The organism is Azospirillum brasilense (assembly GCF_022023855.1).
In the GTDB taxonomy this organism is placed as follows: domain Bacteria; phylum Pseudomonadota; class Alphaproteobacteria; order Azospirillales; family Azospirillaceae; genus Azospirillum; species Azospirillum brasilense_F.
Genome location: NZ_CP059450.1, coordinates 239,443 through 259,819, shown reverse-complemented (window position 1 = coordinate 259,819; position 20,377 = coordinate 239,443). Strand labels below are relative to the sequence as shown.

At 63.5% G+C, this 20,377-nt stretch carries 10 protein-coding genes and 4 pseudogenes; 8 read left to right on the top strand and 6 right to left on the bottom strand.

The annotated features are described in order from the left end of the window. Positions 1-420: 420 nt before the first annotated feature. Positions 421-993 carry a hypothetical protein gene (locus H1Q64_RS14535; protein ID WP_237905903.1) on the top strand — a complete coding sequence of 191 codons (573 nt, stop codon included), beginning with the start codon at positions 421-423 and terminating at the stop codon, positions 991-993. After that, a complete protein-coding gene (locus H1Q64_RS14530) occupies positions 990-1,418 on the top strand; it encodes a hypothetical protein (protein WP_237905902.1) in 429 nt (142 codons plus the stop codon). Before H1Q64_RS14535 ends, H1Q64_RS14530 begins: the two co-directional genes overlap by 4 nt. A gap of 50 nt (positions 1,419-1,468) precedes the next feature. Here the strand turns inward: H1Q64_RS14530 and H1Q64_RS14525 are convergent. After that, a pseudogene (locus tag H1Q64_RS14525) lies at positions 1,469-1,808 on the bottom strand (hypothetical protein); the annotation flags it as partial. A 277-nt stretch (positions 1,809-2,085) separates the two neighbouring features. Between H1Q64_RS14525 and H1Q64_RS14520 the strand changes: the two are divergent. Next, positions 2,086-2,238 (top strand): annotated as a pseudogene (locus H1Q64_RS14520) (transposase); the annotation flags it as partial. Between the two features lie 257 nt (positions 2,239-2,495). Here H1Q64_RS14520 and H1Q64_RS14515 read toward each other — a convergent pair. The 4 genes and pseudogenes from H1Q64_RS14515 to H1Q64_RS14500 form a co-directional block, all read right to left on the bottom strand. Then, positions 2,496-3,020: pseudogene (locus tag H1Q64_RS14515) on the bottom strand (tyrosine-type recombinase/integrase); the annotation flags it as partial. Positions 3,021-3,844: 824 nt separating this feature from the next. Then, positions 3,845-4,780 (bottom strand): IS110 family transposase, encoded by a 936-nt coding sequence (locus H1Q64_RS14510; protein WP_237905901.1) that lies wholly within the window; start codon positions 4,778-4,780, stop codon positions 3,845-3,847. A gap of 171 nt (positions 4,781-4,951) precedes the next feature. Beyond that, a complete protein-coding gene (locus H1Q64_RS14505; protein WP_269145404.1) occupies positions 4,952-5,338 on the bottom strand; it encodes a transposase in 387 nt (128 codons plus the stop codon). Beyond that, positions 5,335-5,847, bottom strand: a complete 513-nt coding sequence (locus tag H1Q64_RS14500; protein ID WP_237905900.1) for a winged helix-turn-helix domain-containing protein — start codon at positions 5,845-5,847, stop codon at positions 5,335-5,337. Before H1Q64_RS14500 ends, H1Q64_RS14505 begins: the two co-directional genes overlap by 4 nt. A 120-nt stretch (positions 5,848-5,967) precedes the next feature. Between H1Q64_RS14500 and H1Q64_RS14495 the strand changes: the two are divergent. The 5 genes and pseudogenes from H1Q64_RS14495 to H1Q64_RS14475 form a co-directional block, all read left to right on the top strand. Continuing rightward, a pseudogene (locus H1Q64_RS14495) lies at positions 5,968-6,282 on the top strand (integrase core domain-containing protein); the annotation flags it as partial. Positions 6,283-6,450: 168 nt separating this feature from the next. Next, the gene (locus H1Q64_RS14490) at positions 6,451-8,982 is read left to right on the top strand and encodes a helicase-related protein (protein WP_237905899.1); all 2,532 of its coding nucleotides are present in this window, start codon (positions 6,451-6,453) and stop codon (positions 8,980-8,982) included. 12 nt (positions 8,983-8,994) lie between these two features. Beyond that, positions 8,995-9,888 (top strand): hypothetical protein, encoded by an 894-nt coding sequence (locus tag H1Q64_RS14485; RefSeq protein WP_237905898.1) that lies wholly within the window; start codon positions 8,995-8,997, stop codon positions 9,886-9,888. Positions 9,889-9,946: 58 nt separating this feature from the next. Then, entirely contained in the window at positions 9,947-13,201 is a 3,255-nt protein-coding gene (locus H1Q64_RS14480; RefSeq protein ID WP_237905897.1) for a hypothetical protein, read from the top strand. Then, positions 13,198-13,899: a hypothetical protein gene (locus H1Q64_RS14475; protein WP_237905896.1), complete on the top strand. Its 702-nt coding sequence runs from the start codon at positions 13,198-13,200 to the stop codon at positions 13,897-13,899. Before H1Q64_RS14480 ends, H1Q64_RS14475 begins: the two co-directional genes overlap by 4 nt. 95 nt (positions 13,900-13,994) lie before the next feature. Here the strand turns inward: H1Q64_RS14475 and H1Q64_RS14470 are convergent, their stop codons facing one another. After that, positions 13,995-20,372: an AAA domain-containing protein gene (locus H1Q64_RS14470; protein WP_237905895.1), complete on the bottom strand. Its 6,378-nt coding sequence runs from the start codon at positions 20,370-20,372 to the stop codon at positions 13,995-13,997. Between the last annotated feature and the right edge of the window lie 5 nt (positions 20,373-20,377).

Genomic DNA, 20,377 nt, shown 5'->3' with positions numbered 1-20,377 from the left:
AACACCGGTGGCGGCACCGCCGTAAGTTTAAGCATCTGCGGGAAAGCCACCTGCCCTCATCCGGTTCAGCCACTGCGTGTCATCGGGAGAGAGACTCCGCGGCACCATCGTGTGGGATGAAGGATCACCACGCAACGAACACCCCAGCTCATCCCAAGGAGGCATGCAGCCCAGGAGGAGCATGCCCCGGCGGTCGAAGCGACGCGGACGTGTGACAGGATTTTGCTGAACCCATGAGTCACTCCGGTCTTTGTTCTTGACTCGTTATCATTCACGATCCTACCCTAACCCTGCGATTGCCCGGCGACGCTCACGCACTCCGCCCGGGGTCCACGAGCAGCCAACCCGCAGGCGCTACGCTTCCGCACCGAGGCGTTTGCCTCGAAGTTCCGACTTGACGTCTCGACCGAAGCCGCACCGATGCCACTCAGCGACAGCCAACGAAGCCTCGCCTATGCGGAGCGCCGCAAGGCACGCGGCCACACCCGGATCGCCGTATGGATCCCGAACACCGCCGCGGCCAGGGCAGAGCTCCAGCACTGCGCGGACAAACTTTGCGGCGAGCCCGACCCCGTGCCGCTGGCGGACGAAGCGAAAGGCACCGCGTGGTGGCGATGCCGGCGGGACGGCACCTGTCGCCTCAACGTCGGCCTCGTCGGGGCCGAACTTTGGCGTGTCGAATGGTGGCCAGGCGGCCCGATCGCGTGGCTGTGGTACGTCGGCGGCCCAGCGGAGGCCGGTGAGCCTTGGAGGCCAGACATGATCGGGCGCGCGACAAGCCAGCAAAACGCGCTGGAACTGGCAACGCGCGCCGTCATCGAGCATCCCGACGTGACGGGTCACCAGCGTGCCTCACTGGCGCGCCGCATGGACCGGGAAACGTCCATAGGTCCTGAAGAAGAGATCCGAGCAGCGGAGCCGGACGACCAGCTCGAGGGCGACCGGACGCGTCGACGCGATCGAGCGCTCAAGCGCAGAAGGACAAGCCCATGAACACGCCAACCGTTTGTTTTCATGCCCCATGGCTTTCGTCGAACGGCGAGGACGAGCTGCCCCCCGGTTGCAAGCCCCCCCTGAATACCCGGGAGCACCGGTTTCTGCGCATCCCGCTCGGCGAGCGGATGGAGGGAGATGAGTGGATCAGCAGCATGATCCATTTCTATCCCACGCAGGACGGCTGGGAACATCCGGAGTATTTTTACTCCGACGGAAGAACGCGCCCCGCGACACAGATATACCGGCCGGCGGCATCGAATGAAATTGGCGAAGCTCTTCAGTGTATCGATCGATCATTCTTTGTCGACCCCCACCTTATCAATCCGGAGACGGGCCACCTGACGATCGTGCCTTGGGCTTACCTCACCGAAGAGCAACGCAGAGAGGTCGTCAGCGCTCTGGAAGACGCATCGTCAGCGTGAGCAGGACCTTCGTTTATGACCATGTGGCCATTGTCGCGGGGAGTCTTCGAGCCGGGGGCCGCGGACAGCCAGCCATCGACCACCAGGGCGTAGCGGTTCTCCATCAGCGCGTGCCCCATGAAGGCCAGCGTCGCCGGCTGTCCAGTGCCCTTGCGGTACAGCCGCGCCTCGGGATCGCTGGTCAAGGCATGGGTCTGGTTGGAGCGCTTCTCACCATGGAAGTCGCGCTCGCCGTTGCGCCCCGGCTCCAGCGGGTCGCCGCTGCCGTCCTTGGGCCGGAAGCTCTTCACACTGGCCCCATTCGCCGCCGGGCTCGAACCGATGGCGCCTCGATGGCTCACCGATCAGCGCGCCATCCACCGAGAAGTGCTCGTCCGACAGCAGCACCTTAGCCGTAAGCGTTGCGTGACGACACATCCGACGCGATCCGGGTTCATAACATATTCCTCTGGCTGCAGATCAGCGGAGAACGAGCATGTCGGGTGCGGTTCTGGAGAGTTAGTGGCGCGGTTATGTCGAGGCCTGGAAGGGCAATGGGCTGACGTTGAAAGCCTATGCTGAGGCCCATGGGACCGGGCGCTGGGCTTTGGGGCGGTGGTCGCACCGCCTTGCCGCTGCGGAGGAGGTGAGCGCTCGCTGTCATAGGGATGGTCCTGGTGCTGTCCCTATGACGGCGAGCGCTCCCTTGCTGATGGAGATCGTCGAGGCAGCTCCCCGCCGGAGGCGCTGGTCGCGGGCGGAGAAAGAGCAACTGGTGGCGGAGACCTGCGAGCCCGGCATGAGCGTGTCGCTGGTCGCCCGCCGACGTGGGGTCGATCCCAGCCTGCTAATCCGCTGGCGCCGCCGGCTGCTCACGGGGCAGACGGCCAATGGCCTACGGGGGCGGCACCCCAGTGGCGACCTCTGGGCGGCGATCAGCCCCCGCGCGATGCCGACGCGCCGATTGCGTCCGGCGAAGGACCAGCCCGTCGCAGCAAGCGCCGGCCAGCGCCGCACCGAGTGTTCCGGCGACGTCGCCATGTCGCCCACACCCATCGCCGCTACCGTCCCTGCTTGCCGGCCAACCACCATGGTCGGCGCCTTCCAGCCACCGGCCTGCATGATCTCGGGCAGCGCGACGCCGGCGGTGGCGAGGTCCTGGGCGGCGCCGACGCGTGTGGAGTGGCCGGACAGTTCGGCCATCGCGCGTTCCGGCACGCCGGCGCGCTGGGCCAGCGCGCGGAACAGCCGCGGCACTTCCTGGCCCTGCAGCGGCTTGCCGGGCACGCCGTTCTTGCGCACCGCGCGGAACAGCTGCCCCTCGGTGACGCCGGCGGCGGACAGCCACGCGTCCAGCACCGCCACGGTGTCGGGAGCCAGGTAGCGGTCGCTGCCCTCGCCCTCCTGGTCGGTCTGCGAGCGCCGCACGGTGATCACCGCATCGCCGTCCGCACCGCGCGTGAGGTCCTCGACATCGAGCGTCACCAGTTCCCCGCATCGACACAGCGTGCCGTAGGCGACCACCAGCAGCGCCCGGTCGCGCGACTCAAGCAGGCTGCGCGGCTCCGGTTCGAGCAGCCGTTGCCGGAGGTCAAAGGTGAGCCCGCGCGCCTGGCGCTGCATCCGGCCCTGCGCGTTCCAGTGCCGGCGCAGCGCGAAGCGCACGGCGTCGGCGGAGCGCGGGTCGGGCAGGCCGGCGGCGCGGTGCAGAGCGGCGATGGATGACGCGTAGCGTTCGAGGGTGGCCGGCTTGCGCGGCCGATCGATCACGAGCGGCCGCCGCCCCGGCAGGGTGACGGTGAGCGACTCGCCGTTGGCCATGGCGTCGAGGAAGGCGGCGACGGTGTCCGGGCTGGCCGGCAGCGGCTCGCGGCCGCGCATTGCGCACCAAGTTACGAAGAGCAGCGTGTTGGCGCGGCGGGCGCGCACGGTGGCGTCGGCGAAGGCGCCGTCGGCCAGGGCGGCGTGGCGGGCGAGCCGCTCCCGGACGTCGTCGCGGTCCGGCCCTTCGCCGTCCGGGAGTGCGGTGGCGATCGGAACCAGCTCAGCCATGGGACGCCTCACGTCCGCCCGCAGCCGCTCGAGCTCATCATACCGCCGCGCTTAAGCATTGACACACGGGAGCCAGGGATAGCTGGTGAGGGAGCGTAGACGCTCAGGCGTGGCTGTGAGGGCGTTCCAGGCGTCGCAGCAGGCCTGGACGACGGCGTCGTAGTTGTCCAGGAGCCGGTGGGAGAGGAAGCGCTCGCGCAGGTACAGCCAGACGCGCTCGACTGGGTTCAGTTCGGGACTGTAGCAACCGTCCTTTTCCGAAGGAAAGAGTGAACCGTGGGTGCTCCCTGTCAAGGCGCGCCCGCCCTTCGGGCGGCTTCGGCCTTGACCGGTCCGCGCCCGCGGTTCAGTGTGCTTGGCATTCGGTCGGCGGCGAGCGCCGACCGTCGGCATCGTCAGGTGGGATCAGCCTCCCAGGTCCGGCCTTTGGCAAGCATGGCGTTGAGGCGCACGATCAGTTTGCGCATGCAGGCGGTCAGCGCCACCTTCGACGGCTTGCCGCGCCCTTTCAACTGGACATAGAAGTCGGCGATCGCGCCTTTGCAGTGGGTGGCGGCGACTTCGGCCGCGATGTAGAGGGTGTGCCGAACGTCGGCGCGTCCACCGGCGATGTGGCGCTGACCGTGCGATTGGCCACTGTCATGATCGAAGGGTGCAACACCGACCAGGGCGGAGATGCGTTCTCCGGTTGTCTTTCCCAGTTCCGGGAGCAGGATCGCAAGCGTAGTGGCCACCACTGGCCCGACGCCGGGTGCGGTCTGGAGCGCAGCCACTCTATCGGCCAGTTCCGGTTGGGCCGTGACCCTGCTGCGGATCTCGGCATCCAGCGCCTCGATCGCCGAAGTCAGCCCCTTGACGGCCTCTTCCAACGCCGCCTGCGCCATCGCCGGGGCGCCTGCCGAAGCGTGACGCAGATCGACGCGCTTGTCGACCAGCAGGCGCCGTGCCTTGATCAAGCCCGCCAGTTCCTCTCGGGCCGGATCGGGTGGCGTGGTGGCCGGAGCCACCTGGGAGGCGGTGAACTCAGCGATCAGCGCGGCGTCGATCGTGTCGTTCTTGGCTCGCTGGCCTTTGGCCTTGGCGAAATAGCGCACGCGCGCCGGATCGAAGATCCGGACCGAGACACCAGCCGTTCGCAGGGCATCACGGATCGGCCGCTCATAGCCCCCGCTGGCCTCCAGTCCGACAAAAGCGACACCCCTCCGGGCGAGCCAGGCCACCAAATTTTGGTGCCCGTCTGGCGTGTTGGCGACCCGGATCTTGTCGCCGCTGAAGACAACCGCCACATCCAAAAAGCACTTGCCGCAGTCGATTCCGGCGGTCGTGACCATGTTGGACATCCTTGTGTTCCTTCCTTGTGGTGCGGGCTCGTGCCCGAGCAACCGTTCGGATTTCAAGGAAAGCTGGCCGCCGTCATGCTACAGCACGGCCTTTGTGCCAAAGGCGGCTCGAGGTTGGCCAGCCCGGACGGCACACGGAAGGCGTGCCGTCCGGATATCAATTTAGGGATTCGCCAAGACACAAGGCGGTAACGGCACCAGCGTGATGTTGTCCGGCACGACCAGCGTCCGCGCTCCATGCCAGCCGGCCTGATCGAGCACGAGCACCGCCTGGACGTCCGGTTCCAGGCTCCGGGAGAAGCCGTCCAGGAACAGGCTCATGGCGGTGGTGGAGACGGTGGGCATGACCAGCGCGAAGTCGGCGCCGCTGGCCGGGCAGACGGCGGCGTAGAGGTAGGCCGAGATGAAGCGCTTGTCGCACAGCCCGAGAGGCCGCTGCCCGCGCTCCCACCAACGGTGTGCGGTGCGGCCCTTCTGGCCGATGCGCGCTTCGTCCTGGAACCAGAGTTGAAGGCGACGCTGCGGATGCGCGGCAGCCGCGGCCTTCAGGGCTTCGCGCAGCCCCTTTTTTGGAAGGCGGCCTGGGCCTTGGCGTCGGACTGGGGATGGCGGGGCCGCGTCTTCTGCTTCGACAGGCCCAACCGACGTACGATGCGCGACAGGCTGGCCGGATGCAGCGTCTTGGCGAAGCGTTCGGCGATCACCTCGCACAGGATCGGCAGGGTCCATTCCATGCAGCCGTGCCGTCTCGGATCGGGACCGGCCAAGATGATGGCCTTGAGCGTCGCCTGCTCGCCCTCGCTCAGCCATTCCGGCCGGCCGGGCAGCGGACGATCATAGAGCCCGGCGACGCCTTCGGCGTTGTAGCGCACCACGGCGTCGCGCAGCGCTTGGCGGTCCATGCCGGCCAGCCGCGCCGCCTCCGCCCGGCTCACCCCGTCGAGCGCATGGGCGATGGCGAACATTCGTGCCGCCACCCGCCCTTTGCTCTCCCGCCGCGCCAAGGCGCGCAACTCGCCGGCGCTCAAGTCTTCCCGGATCGGCAACGCTGCTGGCATTCGCTCCTCCCCATCGCAATGGGGAATCGAATCACGGATTGCCGGTCTTGGGAATCCTCCTCAGTGAGTCAGGGGCTCCGCTCGCCGGTATCAGACACCACGTCGTGGGACACGGCCAAGCCGAAGCGGATCTTCTGCGACAATGGCCCAGAATTCGCTGGACGGATGCTGGATCAGTGGGCGCATCGGAACGGGGTTGAGCTGGACTTCTCCAGACCGGGCAAGCCGACGGACCACGCGTTCATTGAATCCTTCAACGCACGACTCCGTCAAGAATGCCTGAAGGCGTCCTGGTTCTTGTCCATGGCTGAGGCCCGGGAGTGGATCGAGGAGTGGAGTACTGACGACAATGAGCAGCGGCCGCACACCGCCCTCGGGAACTTGACCCCGAGGGCGTTTGCTATCCAAGCTATGAGGGCCCGAATGGTTGCGTAGCCTGCGGACCTAACTCAGGGGCAGGACCAAGTGGTGTTTGGCTAACTTAGTCTCTGGTGTCCCACATGGGGCCAGGTCACCAGTTGGCGGGATAAGGTAAGAGGGGCCTAGAAAATTTTGCGCAGAGGCGCAACTTGCACTTGTTGGAAAGCCGGCAGCAATGCAAAAATGCGTATTGCTGTACTGTATAAATGGGCGCGCATTGTGACATCCGCTCTACAATTGATCGACGATACAGTGGAACGATCTGACAAATGGCGAGCGCTGCGCCGTGAGCGCTGCTCACGATCCCTTACGGCCGCGCAGTCGCCCGTTGATCGACTGTCGTTGCTCAGGGAATGGGCACGCCTTTCGGACGGCTATCTGGATCTCGCGTGGCACGGTCTCACGCTGTCGGATCGCGAACAGAATCTGGCGCACTGCTTCGGCTTGGAGGTAACCGGCACGTTACTGCGCATTACGGCGAACCTGTCGCCACTACTGCCCGTGGAGATTGCAAAGGTTCTCGAACTCGACAGTTCGTATCGTCGCCTTTACCGGGCCGCGACACCAGACGGCGCTTTGCTCCGTGGTTCTCCCCACGGCGCGTACCGGACGCAGACGCAGAAGGCTGCGGTGCGGGCACTGCTCACCATGCCTGAACGCGCCAGCCTTATGGTGGCCATGCCGACGGGCACGGGAAAGAGCCTGCTCTTCCAGATGGCCCCACAGGCTTGGCCCGGAGCGCAAGGAACGCCATGCATTGCCGTGATTACACCGACCGTTGCCCTGGCGCTTGACCACGAGCGAACACTGCGGCAGATACCGGGCCTCGAGTGCAGCCGCGCTTTGACCGGCCAACTGTCGTTCGATGAGCGCACCACGGTGATCGACGCTTTCCGCCGAGGCGAGGTGCCGATCCTGCTGCTTTCGCCTGAGCACGCCTTTGGCAGTGCCCATCACGCTTTGCTCGAAGCCGCGACCCCCATTGAGCAAAAGGCTTTCGGGTTGGCGGCTCACCTCGTCGCACTCTACGTCGACGAAGCTCATATTGTCGAGAGTTGGGGGCGTAGCTTCCGACCCGATTTCCAAAGGCTCCCCGGATTGGTGGAGGAACTGCGGGAGCGAAATCCTGCGCTCCGCACGGTTCTCCTGTCGGCGACTTTTGGCCGAGCTGCCCGGCGCGAGGTGATGCGGGCTTATGGCGGTGAGCATTGGCTCGAGATCCACGCCGGTGTCCCTCGCTACGAATTCGATCTCGTTACCAAGCGTTACGCAGATCGCGCGACACGCGACCGCGACCTCATGGCCGTGATTGATTGTGCTCCCCGTCCCGCGATCATCTACACTAATCTCGTCAAACAGGCGCGCGACCTCTACACAGCGTTGCGAGCGCGGGGCTATGAACGCATCGCGCTGTTCACCGGAGAGGTCTCGGACACCGCCGAGCGCCAGAGCATCATCGACGCTTGGGCTGAGGACCGTCTTGACCTCGTTGTCGCGACGTCGGCCTTCGGCATGGGGATCGACAAGGCCGATGTCCGTACGGTGATCCATGCCTGCCTGCCGGAAAGTGCGGCGCGCTACTACCAGGAGATTGGTCGCGCCGGTCGCGATGGCCATCAAGCACTTGGCATCTGCCTTTGGACAAGGTCGGATGACCCGGAGGACGATGAGGCTCAGGCCTTTCAATTGGCCAGTCGGTCGTGGCTCACTCTGGAATTGGCGATGCTGCGGTGGCAAGCGATCAAGCAGCATGCCATTGAAAACGCAGCCCTGCGCTGGGAGGGCGCAAGACGACTGGCGCTGATCAACCTTGACGTCCTGCGTGAGGGACTCGGGTCGGAATCCGGAGACTACAATCGTCGCTGGAACATGAGTCTCTTGAACCTGCTCCAACGTGCTGGTGCGCTGCGCGTGACATCGGTGAACGACTCTAGCATTGGCCCTCCCTCCTGGGAGGTCGAGATCTTAAACGACGCCTTGTTCGAAGATGGGCCCACTTACGAGGAGTTGTGGGCCAAGGTCGATACCCTGCGCACCGAGGAGCAGAAAGCGGCATTAACTGAACTCAGCGCCTTTCGTGATTTGTTGAGCGACCCTGAAGGCGATTGCCTGGTACGTGGCGTGTATGCTCTCATCGATTCTGATGGCATGGCCGCCCCGCCCTGTGGACGGTGCGCGGCGTGCCGCCGCGCCCACGCGCGGCCGCCATCCATGGTGCGATCAGGAGGCCTGAACGTGGTCTGGAACCATGCGGCCGACGCAACCGTGAGGAGCCTCGGGCCTGGCTCAACGGTTCTGACACCCGACGACGATACCCTGGAACACGGCCTGGAACTGCTCCTGGACCTTTCGGTCCGGCTCGGATTCGAGCAGTTCGTCGTGCCGACCGGCAACGGGACGCGCGTGGCGAACCACCTCGCCCACTCCGATGCGCGTTTTGGCTTGGTGCTCGAGCACGCCGACTGGCTGAGCGATGCGGGTTGGACGCTGGAGCGCCTCCCAACGGTAATCTTCATTGAGCGTGGCAACGTTGCGGCGGCACGCCTTTGGGCGCGATGCCGGAATTTGGCCGCCGACACCCCGCGTCTGAGTCTGCTGATCGTGGCCCCGGGCGATCTGCGCGTTGACGGTCGCCCATTGCAGCAGATTGCCTCCCGCGAAGCTCCCTACACGCAAGAAGCCCTGCGCGAGTTGGCTGGCTTCCGTTCCTGCTGATGAGGATCCCACATGGCATTGTTATCCGCTACTCAAGGAACGCCAGAACGCGTCTGGTCGCTGCTGACCGTCCTAGCAGCGCACGGTGGCAGCATGGAGCGGCAGGACCTCCTCAACTGGCTGAACCCGCGCTTTGTACAAGCCGGAGCAGAGGTCAAAGATGAGAAGTCCGCGGCCGATCAAACGATCCAAGCGGCTTTGGGATTGGGCCTGATTGACACCCGGGACCGTTCCAAAGTGCGGCTTGCCATTGATAGCGTGCCCGGTCGATTCCCTGCCTTCTCTGATCTCATTCACGCCAGATTGCTGACGGCGCCGGAGGACGATGCTGACGCAACGTTGATCCAAGTGTTCGCCTGGCTGGTGGTCCAAGCCGAGATCGAAGGTTCTACCCTGTGGGTCGAGGAGTGGAGCCGAAACGATTTTGCGGACAAAGCCAATGACGCGCTGATCGGGGCCTCCGACGAGGCGGGAGAACGGCGCTTCAACACGACCAAACACGCGCCGTGGCGCCGCTGGATGGAGCATGTCGGACTGATGGTCAGTTTGCCGACAGGCGACGAATACCCGGACGTCACGAAGCGCCTCGCGCGCGAATTGCTGGGGGGAGCGCTGCCGCTCAATCAGGAAATCGCGGCTAATGTCTTCCTCGAGCACATTGCAAAAAACCTTCCCTATCTGGATGGCGGCCGCCTATTCAACGGGATGTGCCAGAGGCTCGGCCACCGCATGCCGGCGCGTGCTGTATCGCTCATACTTAGCATAGCCTTGCGGAACCTTCGCGACGACGGCCATCTAATACCCGTCGTCAGCGGCGACGCGCGCGACAATTTCGAATTATTCCCTGATCCATTTGATAAATCGCACTCGTTCCGCGCCATCATTCTGACGTCAGAGGGGGTCTGAGATGTCTAACCAGGTGATCCCCACAACACCCTGCTGGACCGCGGAAGCAGCGCGCGCCGTGTTTCGCACCGAAGCCCTTGAAGGCGACGATGCGATTTTCTTGGCGACCCATACAAAGATCCTGGATTTCAGTATTCTCGGCTCGAACGGTGGCGACATCCGGGAAGCAAGCGAGCAGGGCCTACTGGCAGCGCTTTCGGACCCCACGCGCGCGCATGCGTTCTGTGCCGTCCAGGGAGAGCCGGGTTCCGGCAAGTCCCACCTCATCCGTTGGCTCTATATCAATTGGCCGAAAGGTCGCGACCTGCCCATCCTCCTCCAACGATCCGATGGCAGCCTCGAAGGGGCTCTCAGACAGTTACAACTCCGCCTGCCGGCGGAGTTCCGTCATCTTTTCGATCGTATCGGTGGCCAGCGCCAGAGATTGACTCAGAAAGGCCGGGCCAACGTTTTTCATGTTACACTGGCCGCCCTCTTACAAAACGAATCGGATCCTCCCCTCGAAGACCACGAATGGTGCAAACGGTGGAATCCAGCAGCTCTGCTGTTTCCCGAGAAGGTCCAGAGCCGATGGAAAGCACCGGAACGTCTGCTGAAACTTGTCTCTGGAGAGGGAGAGCGCAACTCCGAGAGTGCCCGTTTCACGGTCTTCGACATCGAAGAGCTCGTGGACGCCCTCGATGATGAGCCCCTCAAGCAACCGGCCAAGAGCCTCTGGTCGGTGCTGTTTGACGAGGCTTACGACGTCATCAAGCCGCAGCGCGACGAGGGACGATCAGCCGAAGACATTGCGCGCGATTGTGCAGAAAGCCTGCCGCAAACGATCGCATTGATGGACGCCCTGAACCGGCGCCGCAACGACGCCATCCGGAATTTGATTGGGGTGTCGGCAGAAGCCCTGAAGGACCTCTTTCGTGAGGTACGCTGTGCGCTCGCCGGTAAGAATCGCTTGGTTCTGCTGCTGGAAGACATCACATCTTGGGAAGGTTTGGATGACAGTCTCATCGACGTCCTGGTCACCAACGCCGCGACCCGACAGGCTGCAAGCGACGGTCCTGTCAGCAATGCGGATCTGTGCGAACTGATTTCCGTTGTTGGCCTCACGCCCGAGTACTACCGGACTCTCGCCGGCAACTACCGTCAGCGCATCACCCACGAGGTGCGACTGGGCGAGGGGGAGCATGGCCTGCAGGACGTTGTCACCGTCCGCGATCCCGAGCGTCGTTTGGCTTTCGTCAGTCGGTATTTGGCAGCGACACGCGCAAGCCAGAACCAACTCAAGGCGTGGCGAGAGGACTTCCGCCACAATCCGGATATGCCACCACCCAACGCATGCGCGACATGTCCGGTCCAGGATGGATGCTTTGCCGCCTTCGACGAGGTCGGCGGCGTTGGACTTTATCCCTTCACGAAACGTGCAATCGACGGCTTCTTCGATGCGCTCAAGGAAGATGACGGCGGTATGACCTGGAAAACGCCGCGTGGCCTGATCCAGGCGGTGTTGAGCCCAACGCTGAACCACCCTGAAGTGATTGCGCACGGGGGCTATCCCGGCGCTCAGATCGAGCGTTCAACGTTCACCGAGCAGAGCCGGTATCTTTCATCGGCAGTCCAGAACATCATTGAACGTTATGCCGATACGCCGGCGGAGCAGGCCAGACTGCGCAGGACCTTAACGTTCTGGGGAGCCAGAGGCCGACCCGAGACCCTGAGCCGCGAAGATGGCGTGTTGGAATTCCATGGGATCCCACAGCCGGTTTTTGACGCGTTTCAGTTGCGCTGGCCAGGAACAGACCCCAGTACCGGACCGGCGAGAGCGCCGCTCCGTACGCCGACTTCAGTCCGTCTGACGGAGGCTGCTCCGACAACCGCGCTGCCAACAGCATCCGTGAGCCCACTGACGCCAACCGAACCGCCACTTGGATCCGATGCGGCCAAACCGGGTCCCACGCCACGCCCTAACACAAAGCCGAGCAAAGCGCGGACCAAGGCGGCCGAGAAGCTTCAACTCAATTCGGAGGATATTCGGCTGTGGCGTGCCGGCGAACGATTGAAGAATCCAACAGAGTGGAACACGGCGCTTTATGAGATCGTCGGTAGCCTCGACCGCTGGAATGTGAGTGCCGACCTGTGGGTCTGGGAGCGTTATCTCACAGCCGACCTGGTGAAGTTGGTGGGGACAGGGCAGGAGCGGGCCTATCACTTTATGGTTCCCGCAGAGGCTTGGGTCCTTGATGGTCTCGAGGCTTATGCCTTGCTGCGTGCCCGGGAGCAGTTGTCGCCGTCAGAAGTCGAGTTCTATCGTCGGAAACTGGCGCGCATGATGCGCCATCTCGAACAAGCGATCGACGCATTCCTCGACAAGCGTCTTTCGATGGGCCAAGGCCAGCGCTGGGATGTTGCCTCGGCAGCCGCTCAAATCCTGCTGCTGCGTGCCTGGCTGCGTGGTGTGGTGCTCCCCACCGCACCAACCGGCGAACAATGGGCGGCGCTTCTCAGCGACGAAAGCGAGGCTGATAGTAATCCCAAAGCGCGCTCCCAAGCTTGGCAGAATTTCCTCGATGCCACGAGCAAGCGGCATAGCGACCTGCGGGATATGTTGCGGCGCATGCTCGCAACACCTCAAGGCGGTTCCGCCGGATTTGGTTTGGCCAGTGGCAAGCCCGCGCGGGCCTTGGTGACACTCATTCAAACACTCGAGATCGCCCATCCACCCACCGAATTGCCATCGCAGTATCAGTCGACAACCGTCGTTGAAGCAACCGCTGAGTTGATCCGTAAAGCCGCTCAGAGCGTCCCTGAAATCCTGACGAAGGAACGGGCTCTTCTGGCATCCCGCGCGAAGCGCTTAAGTGAAATGCTGCGCGGACGCTCCTTGCGTGAGCACGCAACCCGGGTTGATACGGTCCTGACCCAGGCAAGCGAACAGTTGCCGAACGTTGCTGCGGACCGTGTGCGCGTCTGGCGTATAGCATATGAGCGTTTGCAGCTATTGCTGAACACTGACGAGGCGCGGCGCGCCATCCAGGCGACTGTTGTCCAGTTTGCGAACGCCCTTGACGAATTGCCGACAGAGGCCCCCCAACTGCTCAGCCACTTGATCACAGCGCGTGCTGGTGGGCTTGAGCAGGCAACCGATGCCTTCACTCAAGCCGAGAACGCCGTTGATGCCATGCTCGTCCATGTGGACGGCGTCATCGAAACGGCCGCCCCGGGTGGGGAAAGCCTGCGCACGATCCACACGGCCGGCGTCCACTTGGTAGAGGCCGCGCGCGAGGCCCGTCAGCACCTGCTGACCGAGGAGAATGCATGATGCTCGATCAGGTCACTGATAAGCTCGACCAACTGCAAGCCAAGCTGCCACAGTTGGCGCATGCCCTCGAGCAGAAGCGCCTCGGTGACGCACTGAGGCGGGCGATTGAAGCGACCCGCAATTGCGAAGCACAGGTCGCAAAGCTCCGCGCACTGAGCAAAGCAGGCGCTCTTGTGGCGGCATACGCGATGGAGCAGCACGAGGCCCTTGAGGAGGTCGTTGAGAACGTCATCTACATCGGCGACATCCTTAGGGCGGCACAGGACTCAGCCGCGCTGGATGAGGCGGTCCGCGACTATCAGGATCTCGATAAGGAGGTGATGCGCCTGCAGCGCGCGGTCCGCACTATGGTCGAACGGTATGCCACAGCAGAGTTGCGGCCACTGGCCGCTCTCGGCAGCCTGCTTTCCCGCATTGGGCAACCCCAACTCGGCGATCAACTCGTTATGCTTGAGACCACCGCTCTGGCAGCGCTTCGGGGTTCGCCGCTGGACCTTCCCACCGGAATCGCGGCTATCCAAGCGGACGCGACCAGGCTCATGAACGAACTGCACACGTTGGCAAAGGACGATGAGGTCGATGCTTTTCTGCTCGCTTTGGCCAAAGGCCAGGCCTCGCTTCAGTTGGTCACGCCGAGCGTGTTGACCTGGCTTGGTGAGCAGCGGGCTTTGGATAAGTTCCGCGTCCTCAGTACGTGAGACGGCGACCATTGCTGTCGTCAAGCCCATCGGTTCTCAAGCGTGGGGTGTGCGTCAGAAGGCGGCTTGCTCGGCAGAGCAAGCCGCCTTCTGTTCTACCGCTCAAGAAACTGATCGAGCAACCGTCGACTGACGGACGCCGCAACCAGGGAGTCTGACATCAGGTGCCCACCCTGATGCAAACAGGCTTGGCAGCCATCAACGCAAAGGCGAGCGCTCAGACGATAGACCTGATCGGCCAATCGTGACTCGGGGCTCAAGGAGTCGTCCTGAGCGGCATCCTCGACACCACAGTAGGCGGCGAGAAGGCGTCCAAGGGCAGAGTGGGGGGCCCGCCGGGCAAAGCCGACCGCTGCGCTGGTGAGTTCCCAGGCGGAACTCTCACGGCCAGACAGTGCAACCAGTTCGCCATCCACGGTCCGGATCTCGGAGGCGAGATCATAGACGTCGATCGTCTCGATGCCGACATCCTCGGTGTCAAAGAGCACACGGAGCAGCGTTGCCGGCAACGCCCCGTCGGCAACCCCCAGTTCACGGCCCAGATCCCGCATGCGGTCAAGGTTGTTTGGGTCGAATCGGCGCCAGCGTTCATGCTCGTGTCGTCGCTCAAAGAAGCGGACCAGCATCGCATCTTCATCGGCGTTGGGGCAGCCACGCAGGAAGCCCTCTGTCCACTGCCGAACAGCCTTGTCGATCCGCTCGATGAAGGTCCGTGTCGTGCCGTCACCCAGGGCACCAACCTCGGCTACCGTGATCACATCCTCGGCCTCTGATCCGAACTGAATTGGGAGCTTTACGTGAGCGAGAACCTGGCGCTCGTTGCCATGGCCGATCTGCAAGAATGATTGCTTCAGTCGCACCGACAAGCCGTGCAGAACAACACTGCGGATGTACGCGCTGAACGCAGCCTCATCCTTGGTCTCCTTCAGCACGTCTTGGAACAGTTCCTTAAACGTGTATTGGCCCAAGGCCTCGGCAACGCGCGCAACCCGGCGCTCACTCAGCAGTGGATGCTGTGAGAGGACGTCGGTGCGAACGTTCTCAAACAGAGCCGCGAGATCGGCCGCGTCCCAGAACTTCAAGAGTTGAACCAAGCGGCTCTTCAACGCTGGAGTGCCAGCTGCCGCGACGAACAATTCAGCGCCGCGCTGGGCATCGTAGACGTTGAGACCAGCAGCTTTCGCGCGACTCTCGACCAAATACCGCATCATCTGGCCCCGATGCCATTTGTCCTCCGCCGGCTCGGATGTGAGGCGTGCAAGCGTCGCGGTGACAAAGCGATCCAGACGCTCGGTATTGACGTGGAACCGGACGCCTTCCGTGCTCACCCAAAAGCCGTGCAGCAGGGGGACGTTGGAATTCGGAGCGGTGAAAATCTGCGCAAAGGGTACCGGCTCGGCTTGTGGATCATCGACCCGAACCTCGCAATCCGCTCCCCAATAAAGCTGGAGCAACGCCAACCCGGTGTTGCTCTTGCCGAGCCCGTCGCCCGTGAAAGCGTCGATGCGGCTGAGCCAAGCCGGTCCGTGCGCGGGAGTCAGCGCCCTCCCCTGCTCTTGGCCAGCCTGGACCACAGGGAACCCGCGCAAATCGCCTCGGGTTTCATGCTTGATGTGACGTTTGCGGTTCCGATTGGCCTGGACCGGTGCCACCATCGGTCCGTCCTTACCCTCATCCAACGCCCAACCGGACTGCCAGTCGGCCCCGAAGAACTGCCCCGCGGTTTCGAGCGTTAAGGTTCGTGGGCGGCAAATGGTGGGGTCCAGATCCGCCCCGATCGAGGCGCGCGCCTCCAGAGGCAGTTCCGCCAGCAAACTGGCCGCTCCCTTCTTGTATGGTCTCATGAGAGCCGCCGCATAATCCGCTTCAGCCAGCCAAGGGGCGCGGCCATTCACGGGTGGTCGCCAGTGCGCCATGGTGGGGTGAAAGCGACGACTGACATTGCCCGGCGCCGCAGAGGTCAAGCCAAGCACAATGTCCTCGCGCCTTAACTCATCCGTTTCAGTGTGCTCCGGAAGAGCGACGTGCAAAGCCGGTAGGTTGATGGTCTCGAACAGCAGATTGGGGATCCACGGCAGCGCTTCGCGAACCGTAGCAAGCGAGTCCCCATCCGCAATTTGCGTGCCGCCCGCGCACGCCTTGCTCCACAATTCCTCGAGGCTTGAAACACCAAAGTCGACCCAGACCTCGGGCTCATACACGGCGCAGACATAGTCTTGTGCCGCCGCCCATGCCGCCTCGGTGGGGATCCCTGGCCCCGACCAAACCGTCTGTCCTGTCGCTGCTTCATGCCGTGCCAGGCCATCGAGCAAGGTGGCAAGAACCTGGCCACGTCGCACGAAAAAGTTCTCAGGGTTGATGGGCAGATCAAAGCCCGCAGGGTTGATCATGGATGCCGGTTTGCGAAACCACCAAGAATCTCGCGGCGAGTAGATCGAAAGAGTGACGGCCGTGATTGGCCGATCATCGATGCCACGGCCACCACGCCCTTTTCGCTGAATAAAGCTCGCCAGGTTCTGCGGTGCATAGTGCTGATAAACCAGCGTGATGTTGGGATCATCATAGCCGACCTCCAACGAGGACGTTGAAAAGATGATGTCGCTGCCCTTGATCATGTCTTCGATTTGGCCACGTGCCGCCGACGAAATGGGCTGTGCGGCAACATGGAGCGGGCTGCCTGGCTGCAGACGGCCACCCGCCGTTTCCTGATGGGCATCGGTCGCCGCAAACCACCAACACTCGCCTTGTTTGAAACTGTCGCAGCCGTGAGGCTCGCCACAGCATTCACGCTGCGGTTTGCCGGTGACCACAGAGTCATTGTAGAGTCGGGTCCGGTAAGCCGACAGCACAAGCCCTTCCTCAGCATCAACATAGGCGCTGTGCAGGCGCCGCAGCTTGTCGATGGAATCCAGGAAAACAAGGCTCCTGTAGCCGCCAGACGTGCCGGTGCGCCGCCGCATTCCGTGGGCGAGACACATCAAGCTCTGGATGGTTGTGGCGGCGCCGGCAACATCGCGACCGCGCGATTCAACCTCTGGCTGGACAAAGTAGAAATATTCCCGACCGCGCGGGTTGGCGTTGCTCTCCCCGACTTCCGGACGGATCGTCTCGACGGGCGCGCGGTCGATCAGGCGTCCCCAGGTCTGCGCCGGGTTGCCAAGGGTTGCGCTCATCCCAATCGCGATAGGACGATGCGCTGACGGGCTGTTTGCAGCCGCCCGGCCCAAGAGGCGTCGCAGCGTGTGCCCGACCTGCGCACCATGAATGTGGGAGTAGAGGTGGATCTCGTCTGCCAGGACGGCACGGGGTGCGGCGAATCCGGCCGTATCACCAAAGACCGTCCCGTAACGGGGGTTATGCAGCCATTGATGCAGAGAATCCGTTGTCGGCAGGAAGAAAGCCGGAGGGTTCGCGGCAATCCCGAACTTAGACCCTTGCCAGCCGTCAAAGGTCCACCCGCACGCCAAACAGCGCAACCGATCACAGCCGCTAACCCCCCGCCCGGGGTCGAGGAGCAACGGTTGGCCGCACGAATCGATGGGACACGCGAAAAAGGGAAATCGAAGAGATCCTACCCCGGCAGCCTCCCATCCCGCCTTGCGGTCGCGCTCGCCGAGGCGATCGAAGTGCCAGGGCACCTCACCGACCTGCAGGCCGATGGTGAGGGTCGGCATTCCTGGCACCGCGGCCAAGGCGGCCAAGTAGCCGGCGATGCGTTGCGACTGGTTTGCCGCAAGTCGGATCCGCGGATAGGCGATGACCGCGCGTGTGCCCGAGACGCCGCTGAGAGCGTCGGCGGCGGCTCCTGCGATCAACGGCAGGATTGCGGCTTCGGTCTTTCCAGCTCCGGTGTCGGCCGAAATCACGAAAGTGTCCTGACCATCGCCGTGCCAAGCCCGGAGGATCGCCTCAAACGCGCGTTCTTGAAACCCGGCGATGTACGGTCGGGGTCCCCACTGCCTGGTCAGCATTGTGTACAAGCCGTCGAGGGCCTGCACCTGGGCGGGCGTGTCGGCAAGGGCGTTTTTGAGCGCCAGCACCGGCGCGTCGAGCGGTTTGTTGCGCTCAGGTTTCGTGCGGTCGCGCAACTCCACCTTGAGACTTCGCACCAGGTACGGCCGCTCGTCGGCATCCCCTGGCCGGAAGCGCTGCTTGACGTAACGGACCTCACGCGCAAGCTCGGCCATGCGGCTGCGGATGCGCTGCTCCTGCGCGATCATCAGATAGCCATTGGCATCCAGACGCGAAAGCGCCGGTAAAACCTCTTCTGGCGGGCGCCTCAGGCTGTCGGCCAGCGTGGCCACCGAGGTCCATCCTTCGAACACGCCGAAATTGATCCGCTGGGCCTCGAGCGTCTCGAGGGTGTTCAGCACCACAAAGTCGGCGTCGCTCAGCGCCGGTGGTGGTGGCGCCTTTGCGGCGTCCGCCGTGCGGCGGACCTTCGGCAGGTCCACCGTGTAGCCGGTCTTGGTCGTGGCTACCACAAGATGGCCAGCCTGAGTGGCCGCTTCCACATGGGGCCACAGGCGATCCCCACCCGTCTCGTCCATCCAGGCGAAGCGGTCGCGCACGGCGTCATAATACGCGGCGCGCCGTGGCCGCCGCACGGCCAGAACAACCTCCTCCATGCGCTCCGCCACCGCCTCCGCGGTTGCCGGAAAAACCACGCGCCGTTTCGCAAGTGGCTTCACAACCCAAAACGGCCCATTGCGACTTGAGCGCTGCTGCAACGAAATCCACCCTAAAGCGTGTAGCGTCACAAAATCACTGAGATGCGTGGTCGGTCGGGCCAGGAGTTTGTTGACGGTGCTGATTGCAACCGCCTCGTGCGCACTGTTGTCACGGGCCTCTCGGATCGCCTGCAGCACTCCCTCCAACTGCGGTGTCAGAGTGGCCGGTGTCACCGGCGATGCCGCCGGTGACAGATCAGCGATGACGGGATCATCGGTGAACCCTTTGACACGCACGTCGACCGTGACGGCGCTCTCACCCTCCAGGATCTGTACGCTGCCTTTGGATCCGCAGGCGAATACGAATTCCCGGAGCAGTTCGGCCTGATCGAGCAAGTCTTGGTCTGGTGGCGCCGCCTCGAGCAACTTACGGCTGATCAGGACAATAAGTTTCATCCGGGCGCGGGTGGCTGCCACGTTCAACCGCTGCTGGCTGAAGATGAAGGCGGCCTCGGCCAACGCAAATTCCGGATCGCCGACGCAATAGGACAGGATGATCGCGTCACGCTCTTTGCCTTGAATGCGATCGACCGTTTCGACGAAGGCGTCTTGCGCGGCCTCAGCACCCAATGCCGCTCGGATTTCGCTGTTGTGCGCTCGGTGCGGGCTAACGATGGCGAGTCGTTCGCGCCAGAAACTGTGGGCGTCGTACGACGTGGCCCCGTTGATACCGCTCATCAACCGGCGCAAGTGTTCCGTAAGGCGCGCGACGAGCTTGGCCTCGAACGAGTTGCTGGTTGCCGCCGCCGGCCCATTGTGGACAAGCACACAGATCGGCCAATCTGGATCGAGTGCAATGCGTTCCCAATCGGCCAACCCTGTGGTCCAGCCCTCCGCAAACTCCAGGCGCTTACCTGGCACCGCCGAGACATACTCCCCAGGGTAAAACTTCTGCTCGGGGAAGGCGGCCAGCGGGGCGTTGAGGCGGAAGGTCTCCGTCAGCGGGAACTCCCGCACGTCAACTGACTTCAGAAAACTGTAGAGCGATCCGCCAAGGTCACGCTCGCCAAGCTTTACCGCACGACTCGCGCGGATGGGGGGCAACTGTTTGTCGTCGCCGGCCACAATGATGCGGCCGTTGGTGGCGAGGCCACCTAAGGCCATGAGGCCATGGCCGAGCGGCATCTGTGAGGCTTCGTCAATACAGATCAGATCAAACACGGGTGCCCGCAACGGCTCCGCATGAGGCAGCTTCCCGGTCTCAAGCAGCTTGAAGAGGCTCCACACCGAGGCGCCGAGAACGAGGTGGGGCTGCTCAAGATCCGCAATGACGGTTGCGAGTCCAGCTGGGCCCGTATCGCCCCGTTCTTCGATCCCGGATGACAGGCCGCCCGGAGGTGGGGTTCCGGCAAACAGCGTGGGAATATCATCCAAACCAAAACCACCGACGCGATTGGCAACTCCGTCCATCAGGTTGCCGATGGCACTGCGCGTGAACGCGGTGACGAGGACACGGCAGGGCCGCCCCTCCGCCCGACAGGCGAGCACATAGCCAACGATGAGCCAAGCCAAAAGATGGGTTTTGCCGGTGCCAGGAGGACCGAGCACCAGGCCAACGCGATTCGTGGCCAGCCCCTCCCAGGCCGCCACTTGGGCCGGCCTCAGCGGGTGATCGGAGGCCTCGACAATCGCCGGTTGAGCGACGTCGCACAAGGCTCGGCGCCACGTCTCTGGATCGGTCGCCAATCGGGAAAAATTGGGTGCGTCGCGCAGGAACGCGAGGATATCGTCTTTGACCGACACCGGCT